We start from the raw sequence: 8475 nt of genomic DNA, 5'->3' as shown, positions 1-8475 counted from the left end.
CCGGACGCAGTTTTGCCAAAGCATCAACGCTGGTGTCTTTGCGCGGCGCCTCATCAGTATCGACAACTACGGGATCGCCTTTCCGCTGCGGAACCTCAAGTGACACGATTTCTTCGGCAAATTTCCCGTCCTCAATCGCTTTAACCGCACGCTGGTGACTGCGGTATGACCATTCATCCTGCGCTTCTCTTGTCAGCCCATATTCCTCAGCTGTGCTATTGCCGTAAGTGCCCATGTGAACGCCTGCAAATGAGCACGTCAAACCATCATGCACCATCATATCAACGACTTTTTTGTCGCCCATGCGATTGCCCCAGCGTGCATCAGGCAAAATATACGGTGCATTGCTCATGCTCTCCATTCCGCCGGCCACAATGATATCTTCATCGCCAAGCCGGATCAGCTGATCAGCAAGCGTCACACTGCGCAAGCCTGACGCACATACCTTGTTGATGGTTTCCGTTTTGACCTCCCACGGAATTCCCGCCTCACGTGCTGCCTGTCGGGAAGGAATCTGGCCCTGACCACCTTGCAGTACAGTGCCCATAATGACCTCATCCACTTTTTCGCTATCCAGTCCTGCACGCTCAAGCGCTTCACGGATCGCTTTACCCCCCAGCTGTGATGCTGTAAATGGCTTCAGCGCTCCTCCAAACTTTCCGAATGGCGTCCGTGCACCGGATACAATAACTGTCTTTCGCATACCATCGACACCCTTTCATTAAAATAAATTTATAGATTCATATGAGAACGCTTACGTGTTTGTGTTTAGACGTCGCCCGGCTTTTGACCGAACGCTCGCTCAACATTGCTCCAAAGAGGAGAGGGGCGTTTACAACCACCCCTCAATTCACTGACTTCAGACGCCGCTTCCCTACAAATGTAGCTGTTTCACGGTTTTCGCGCGGTTTCTTTCGCTGGAAGTGGGACAAGGTGCCTGTCCCTGTGTCCCAACAAAAATCCCCGCGTCCTGCTTTTTAAGCTGTTTTCTTTTCATCTTCTGTGAACACGGACAAGGCAAGGATTTCGGCAACATCCATTGTGCTGATGTCTTCCTCAACTTCTTTTGCTTTCGTACCGTCACTCAGCATGGTCAGGCAGAATGGGCAGGCACTGGAGATCATGGTTGATTCAGTGGCCATTGCCTGTTCGGTGCGGGCGACATTAATCCGGTTGCCGGTTGTGTCTTCCGTCCACATCAGACCGCCGCCGGCACCACAGCACATGCCGTTCTCCCTGCTGCGATCCATCTCGACCAAATCAAGTCCAGGAATCGATTTCAGGATTTCCCTCGGCGGATCGTAAACACCATTGTATCGTCCTAAATAACAGGAATCATGATAAGTTAAGCGCTGATTGATTTCACGCTGCGGCTTCAGCTTGCCGTTCATCACCAGATCGTACAGCATTTGCGTATGATGGTAAACCTCTGCTTCAAAGCCGAAATCAGGGTATTCGTTTTTGAATATGTTATACGCGTGCGGATCAATCGTCACAATCTTCTTCACGTTATGTTTCTCAAATTCTTTAATATTTTTCTCGGCGATTTCCTGGAATAAAAACTCATTTCCGATACGGCGGGCCGTATCACCGGAGTTTTGTTCTTTATTTCCAAGAATGGCAAAACTGATCCCAGCCTGGTTCATCAATTTTGCAAACGCAAGCGCGATTTTCTGACTGCGGTTGTCAAATGACCCCATCGAGCTTACCCAGAAAAGATACTCGAAATCTTTATCCTCTTTTTTCAGTTCTTTGACCGTTGGGATATAAGCTTCCTCATCCTGCTCGCGCCATTTGATGCGATCTTTTTTGGAAAGGCCCCACGGGTTGCCCTGACGTTCAATATTCATAACTGCACGCTGAGCATCCGGATCCATCTTTCCTTCTGTCATAACCAGATAACGGCGCATGTCGATAATCGTGCCAACGTGTTCATTCATGACCGGGCATGCATCTTCACAGTTACGACAAGTTGTGCAGCCTTCAAGCTCTTCCTGTGTGATGACATCGCCGATCAGGCTGACACTTTCCATACCAGCAGCAGCTTCGTTGGCGCCTGCAGCAGCGAGGTTCCCTTTTGTGTTGGAAAAAGCATATTCCGGAACCCAGGCTGATTTGCCGGTAACGGCGGCACCTTTTTCCGTTAAATGATCCCGCACTTTGACCATAATATCCATCGGTGACAGCATTTTGCCTGTACCTGATGCCGGGCAGACATCCGTGCAGCGTCCGCATTCGACACATGCGTAAAAGTCAATCATCTGGTGCTGTTCAAAGTCCTCTACTTTTCCGACACCAAATGAAATCTCATCTTCATTTTCCTCTTCGTCAATATTAAAATCGATCGGCTTCAGCTTGCCTGGTACACGTTTACTCAAAAATACGTTGATCGGAGCAGCAATCAAGTGTGCGTGCTTGGATTGCGGTACGTAGACCAGGAATGCGAGAATCGTTACTGTGTGAATCCACCAGAACACATAGAACAAAACTGCTGCAGCTGTTGGCGACAGCCAGCCAAATGCGGCAGCTATTAAACTGGCAACCGGCTCTGTCCAGGTTAAGGCCTCACCGTGCCATAGAATTGCCATTCCATTTCCGAGCAGTACTGAAAGCATCAATGTCCCGATAAATAACAGGACAAGCCCTGCTTTAAAACCACGCTTCAAACGAACGAGTTTTTCAATGTAGCGCCGGTAGAACGCCCACACGACCGCCACCAGAATCATCAGTGTCACAAGTTCCTGGAAAAAGGTAAAACCCGGGTAAAAAACCCCGAATGGCAAATGACTGCCTGGTGCAAGCCCCTTCACAAACATATCAATTGCACCAAACTGTACCAGTATAAAGCCATAGAACATCATGACATGGATCGTACCGGATTTTTTATCCTTCAGCAGCTTGGACTGGCCAAAAACAATTTTTCCTATGCGGCGGAACCGCTCTTTAAAGTCGCGGTCGAACTCGGATTTTTTCCCTAGTTTAATATAGGAAACACGCGTTGCGACCACTTTAGCGAATAAGTATATGCCATAGGCGACAATTGCGATAAATGCCAGCCAGTTGATAAGTAATAGTGTATCCATCATTCGCTCCCCCTTTGGTATAGTATAACGGAAAATGTTAACGATTGCATTATTTTGAAAATAAATAATGCACGTACCTTATTTTATCTTATGACTACTACTTTATATTATGAATGAGCATTCGGTCAATAGTTTTATAGAAATATGAGGCCTTGTTCTACTCCTATAATCGAAACGAGTTGGTAAAAAGGGGCGAAAAACCTGTAAAAACTTTTTCGGAAAGACGCCCCCTTTTTGAGGTTCAGTACGATTATAGTAACACAGGAAGCATTTGGAGCACAGGCGGGATATTCTGGTGCAGCAGCGGTCGTATGAGTGGGGTAGATGACGTAAGCTTTTGAGTGCTTTCAAGATTTGGGAGCGGCTGTCGCACGAGTTGGCGCTGTTCCCGCACGAGTTTGTGCTGTTCCCGCACGAGTTGGCGGTTGTCGCACGTTTTGGCGGTTGTCGCACGTTTTGGCTTGGTCGCTGGACACCGAGCGGTTCGCGCCTTGGTCAATTCCGGATTATCCGCGTCATTATTTTCATGTCTCAATGTATAAATTTTGCACTAATTGTACAAATTGTACATATATATGATACTATAGGAGGTGAAAGGAGCGCGTGAGTATGTTAAAAGAGTACCGTTTTTCAGCGGCCAGGCAGAGTTTTACAACCCTTTTTGATGATGTACAGAACTTCATCCCATCGCTGATTAAAGCGCGTAAACAGTCTGAAACAGATGGTGTTATTTTAAACCGTTTATTGCTTGCCGAAGCTTTGAAACCATATACATTTGACATTGATATACGTTTAGAAGATGATGGCACTTATTGGTCATGGATTAAACCATTAAACGATTATGCGATGGGAGATACCAAAGAGGACTGTAAGCGGTCAACTGCGGAAGCGGCACAAGATTTTGCCGAAGACTTTTTGAATGAGCCTTATATGTTTCAAGCAAAGAATACGCGTACGCTCGTCCCGTATGTTTTACGTATTTTGCTCTGTGACAGTCTGGAGGATGTTGAGCGATTATTATTTGGAGCAAAAAATGCCTAAATTCCGGGACTTAAAACGCTATTGTGAACGCAATGGCTGGGAGGAGTATAAAAAGGAGCACATCATTATTATTACAGAAAATTTGTGAATGGCAAATGGCTGCGAACCCGGGTTTTCCATTCGTTAGGTAAAGAAATACCACCAAGAATTTGGAAAGACATCCTGAAACATCAATTGGAGACCGACCAGGAGGAGTTTAACCGGAATAGTTAGCAAAAGACTTGCAGAAGCCCTCAACCCCTGCAAGTCTTGATAAATTTACATTTTCACCGGTGCACTAATCCCTATCAGCGCGAGGCCATTAGCCAGCGTGATCCGCACTGCTTTCATCAGAGCAATGCGCGCTTTTGTCAGTTCCGGATTGTCCGCATCAAGCACTTTTTCGGCATTGTAGAAGCTATGCAGCAAAGAAGCCAGGTCAAAGACATACTGCGTCACTTTATGCGGTGCGTGTTTTTCGGCTGCGTCATCCACTGTCTGCGGGAACTCACCCAATTTTTTCAATAGATCCGTTTCTTTTTCGGCTGTTAGAAGTTCAGCGTTAACTTCCCCGTTCACAGCAAATTCTTTTGATTCCCCCTGTTCAAGCATCGTACAGATCCGGGCGTGCGCGTACTGCACATAATAGATCGGGTTGTCGTTTGACTGTGAGCGAGCCAGGTCCAGATTGAAGTCAAACTGGGTATCATTTGAACGCATGACGAAGAAATAACGTGTGGCATCCACACCGACTTCCTCCATCAGATCCCTTAATGCCACCGCATTGCCGGTCCGTTTGCTCATGCGCACTTTTTCACCGTCTTCAAACAGGTTCACTGTCTGAATGATTTTGACATCAAATTTTTCAGCCGGATAGCCGAGTGCCTGGATGGCTGCCCGCATCCGTGAAACATAGCCGTGATGATCGGAACCCCAAACATTAATGATTTTATCAAATCCGCGTTCGAGCTTATCTTTATGATACGCGATATCCGGTGTCAGATACGTATAGTTGCCGTCCCGCTTGATGAGCACGCGATCTTTATCATCATCGAATTCAGTTGAACGGAACCAGGTCGCCCCGTCCTGTTCATACACGTAACCGCCATCACGCAACGTTTGGACGGCTGCTTCGATCTTGTCATTGTCATAAAGGGACTGCTCGGAAAACCAATTGTCAAAATGGACCCGAAAATCAGCGAGGTCCTTTTTCAGATTGCCAAGCTCATAATCCAGACCATATTCTTTGAAAAATGCCAGGCGTTCTTGTCTGTCCGCATTCACCCATTTATCGCCATATTCTTTGGCAAGGTCCTCGCCGATGCTGACAATATCAGCACCGCGGTAGCCATCTTCAGGCATGTCAGCCTCATACCCCAGCGCTTCCAAATACCGTGTCTCAATCGATAAAGCCAAATTGTCAATCTGGCTGCCGGCATCATTAATGTAGTATTCACGTTCGACGTCATAACCGGCTGCCTCGAGGACATTGCAAAAAACATCGCCATACGCAGCACCGCGGGCATGGCCAAGATGCAGGTCACCGGTCGGGTTTACCGAAACAAATTCCACCTGGACCCTTTGCCCTTTCCCGGTATCAGTGCGGCCATACGCATCACCGGCTTCGAGAATCGACGGAATCAATTGACCAAGAAAATCATTTTTCATAAAAAAATTGATAAACCCTGGGCCGGCAATCTCGACTTCTTTGACGGAGGCTTTCGACTCATCGAGATTTGCCGTGATATCTTCGGCGATTTGGCGCGGAGCTTTTTTAGCAATTTTCGCAAGCTGCATGGCAATATTCGTCGCAAAATCACCGTGCGCTTTTTCCTTGGGCTTCTCCAGCACGACTTCCGGCAGTTCGTCCTCTCCGGCCAGTCCAGCTTTCAGGACAGCTGCTGTGATTGCTTGTTTAAGTGTTTCTTCTGTTTCTGACAGTAGATTGCTCATTGAGAACCCTCCTTAGATTGAATCTGCAGTACAAGTTGATGCGCTCGTTCGTCCTGCCCATTAAGCCTGACGGTGTAGTCAATTGTCAGCAAACCGTTTTGCTGTGCAGATAACGCCTGATAGTTTATTGCCTTTGTATATGTTTCCATATGTATATTCCCGTGCGGGTGCTGAAACACATTTTCCGATGATTTTTGTTCACGGAATGTCTGAAGCATCCGGACCGGCCCTGTGCGTTTCACACTCACTTTATCCGTATGTATCGTAATCATATTGTTAATCGTCGAGCCGTCTTCGGCCGTTTCAGCGTACGTCAGCACGTCCATGTTTGCCTGCTGGTGCAATCGACCAGTTTCCCTGACCGTATTGTATTCCTTCTGTCCATTATCTTCAATGGCTGTCTGAAGCTCGACAGTGACATGTTTCGAACCATCTTCCATCTCAATCGCTCCTGCTTAATATAATTACCTATTATAGCGATAAACCCATACACATTTCAATCTATAATTAACAGCACTAATTTTTAAAGGCTGTTTTCGTATTTTTTGTAGCTTTACCAGTAGAGTATTTTATTACCGTATTTAAGCAGTTTATTTACAAGTTGAAGCAATAAAAGCCAACCTTCTGAAATGATATCAAAAGGTTGGCTTCTTTGGTTCATATACTAATTAATGCCTTCCAACCATTCCTCTACTAAATCCGGATTGTCATCCATAAATTTCTGTGCGGCCTCTTCCGGATCCATGCCTTCTTGAACGTCAAACATCATATTTTGTGTATCTTCTTTCGTAATGTTAAATTGACTGATGAGCTGATAGGCCGCCGGTGAATCTTCTTGGAATCCTGTTCGTGATACCGATAATATATCGTCTGGATCACCAAATCTATTTTGCGGATCATCTAAGATCTTTAAATCAAACTCATTGAAAGTCCAATGAGGTGTCCACAATGTGACCACAATGGGCTCTTCATTACTAATGGCATCTGATAAGGAAGCTGACATGGCAGCACCTGAGCTTTCCACCAGTGTCCAGTCATTCAGATCATACCCCGGAATCACTTCATTTTCCATTAACTGCATTTGGCCGGCTCCCGGGCTGATGCCGGTGATTTCCCATTCCAGCTGTTCACCAATATCATTCTTGTTGTCTCTCAGATCCTCAATAGAGTTAATATCCTCCATGTAAGAGGGGACAACTAAGCCGAGTTCAACTTCTTCTGTAACTGTGCTGATTTGTTCGAGGTCATCTTGATACTCTTCCCAATAGCTGGCATGTGTATATGGAAGCCATGCGCCAACAATGACATCTGTAGTCCCGTCAGCTAAGCCGGTATATTGTACACCAACGTCCGTTTGGTTAACTTCGACAGTATAACCGATTTCTTCAAGTAATAGTTTAGCCAAATACGTGTTCACTAAGTTTGACACATAATCATCGGTTCCGATCTGAAGTTCTGTCTGTCCGAGGTCGATTTCATCATTGGTGTTGTTATCTCCTGATCCTTCAGTGTCATTATTTTCGTTATTGCCATTACTGTTTCCACATGCTGCTAACACTATGGTTAATGTCATAACAGCCAATAATCCCAAGATTCTTTTTTGTTTCCACATTGCGTAATTTCATCTCTCCTTTTTAAACAATTATAGGACTATTATGTTGCAGGAATCATATTAAATACAAATACAGTATTATTTTCTATTTGGATAAATATCAGCATTTGCGCATTATAAACGGGTTGTAAAATGCCTGTTCTCTTAATTTCTCTATTTTATTAGATGACACACTTAATTTGCTGATTAAATATACCCGATCCCATAAAAATCAATATCGAATTTTAGTATCTGCATAAAGGTAAATTATGTAATTTGTATTAATGCTGTAAAATATACCTATCAAAACCAGGATATTGCTTCTTGTTTGGTCAGAGCAGGCTAAATGATGAAGGAATTAATTTATGTTTCTATTTTAGGAGATGCTTGACGAGAATACTACACGATGATGGTGATTCTTCAAACCATTGGTATTAAAGAGATTGGAAATTTTTGTCGCCTAACTCGGGATATTATGAATTTTATTTATTATAGTTTGTTTTTCTTTTAAAGTTGTTTCTTTAATGGACTGTAAGTGAACTTCTTGTATTGGAAACTTTTCAGCGGGCAATATAATGGTATCGGTTAAATCTCTTTAAAAACATCTATATCTCCCCTTTTCATCCATTACATTGCCCTACAATGGCAATCCTCTATTCCGGATTTGCACCCATAACATCCCTTTGGTTTATCTTAGCTCCATTTTTTATGGGCTAACATTAACCAACACTGGGGAAGTCTAACACTGACAAACCATCAGTACATTACCGTCCGGGTCACTAAAATTGAACCAGTGACCATGTTCAATTTCAGTCAGCATCTCGACTT

The 8475-nt window shown here is 44.8% G+C and carries 7 protein-coding genes; 1 reads left to right on the top strand and 6 read right to left on the bottom strand.

From position 1 onward, the window contains the following. Both VK080_RS14490 and VK080_RS14485 read right to left on the bottom strand, forming a co-directional pair. A partial coding sequence (locus VK080_RS14490) for an acetyl-CoA C-acyltransferase (protein ID WP_324225483.1) occupies nucleotides 1-703 on the bottom strand: 703 nt, incomplete at its 3' end. 274 nt (nucleotides 704-977) lie between these two features. Further along, on the bottom strand, nucleotides 978-3083 hold the full coding sequence (locus VK080_RS14485; RefSeq protein ID WP_324225484.1) for a heterodisulfide reductase-related iron-sulfur binding cluster: 2106 nt from the start codon (nucleotides 3081-3083) through the stop codon (nucleotides 978-980). 609 nt (nucleotides 3084-3692) lie between these two features. Between VK080_RS14485 and VK080_RS14480 the strand changes: the two genes are divergently transcribed. Further along, nucleotides 3693-4124: a hypothetical protein gene (locus tag VK080_RS14480; protein ID WP_324225482.1), complete on the top strand. Its 432-nt coding sequence runs from the start codon at nucleotides 3693-3695 to the stop codon at nucleotides 4122-4124. 258 nt (nucleotides 4125-4382) lie between these two features. On the opposite strand, the gene argS is transcribed toward VK080_RS14480, so the two are convergent. From argS to VK080_RS14460, 4 genes are all read right to left on the bottom strand, one after another. Beyond that, the gene (gene argS, locus VK080_RS14475; protein WP_324225481.1) at nucleotides 4383-6056 is read right to left on the bottom strand and encodes an arginine--tRNA ligase; all 1674 of its coding nucleotides are present in this window, start codon (nucleotides 6054-6056) and stop codon (nucleotides 4383-4385) included. Continuing rightward, complete coding sequence (locus tag VK080_RS14470; protein ID WP_324225480.1) at nucleotides 6053-6496, bottom strand: DUF1934 domain-containing protein; 444 nt, start codon at nucleotides 6494-6496, stop codon at nucleotides 6053-6055. The genes argS and VK080_RS14470 overlap by 4 nt, the downstream gene beginning before the upstream one ends. Nucleotides 6497-6720: 224 nt before the next feature. Next, complete coding sequence (locus VK080_RS14465) at nucleotides 6721-7629, bottom strand: glycine betaine ABC transporter substrate-binding protein (RefSeq protein ID WP_324225479.1); 909 nt, start codon at nucleotides 7627-7629, stop codon at nucleotides 6721-6723. A 757-nt stretch (nucleotides 7630-8386) separates the two neighbouring features. Next, nucleotides 8387-8475, bottom strand: an 89-nt coding sequence (locus tag VK080_RS14460) for a VOC family protein (protein ID WP_414672258.1), incomplete at its 5' end; no start/stop codon positions are given.

The organism is Lentibacillus sp. (assembly GCF_035301925.1).
Lineage (GTDB): Bacteria > Bacillota > Bacilli > Bacillales > Amphibacillaceae > Lentibacillus.
The sequence above is the reverse complement of the archived record's forward strand: the minus strand, read 5'-3'. Positions and strand labels throughout refer to the sequence as shown.

Bases quoted from the DNA above. Each gene is read 5' to 3' on its own strand.
- VK080_RS14485 (WP_324225484.1), bottom strand. From the start codon at position 3,083: ATGGATACACTATTACTTATCAACTGGCTGGCATTTATCGCAATTGTC.
- VK080_RS14465 (WP_324225479.1), bottom strand. From the start codon at position 7,629: ATGACATTAACCATAGTGTTAGCAGCATGTGGAAACAGTAATGGCAAT.
- VK080_RS14480 (WP_324225482.1), top strand. From the start codon at position 3,693: ATGTTAAAAGAGTACCGTTTTTCAGCGGCCAGGCAGAGTTTTACAACC.
- argS (WP_324225481.1), bottom strand. From the start codon at position 6,056: ATGAGCAATCTACTGTCAGAAACAGAAGAAACACTTAAACAAGCAATC.
- VK080_RS14470 (WP_324225480.1), bottom strand. From the start codon at position 6,496: ATGGAAGATGGTTCGAAACATGTCACTGTCGAGCTTCAGACAGCCATT.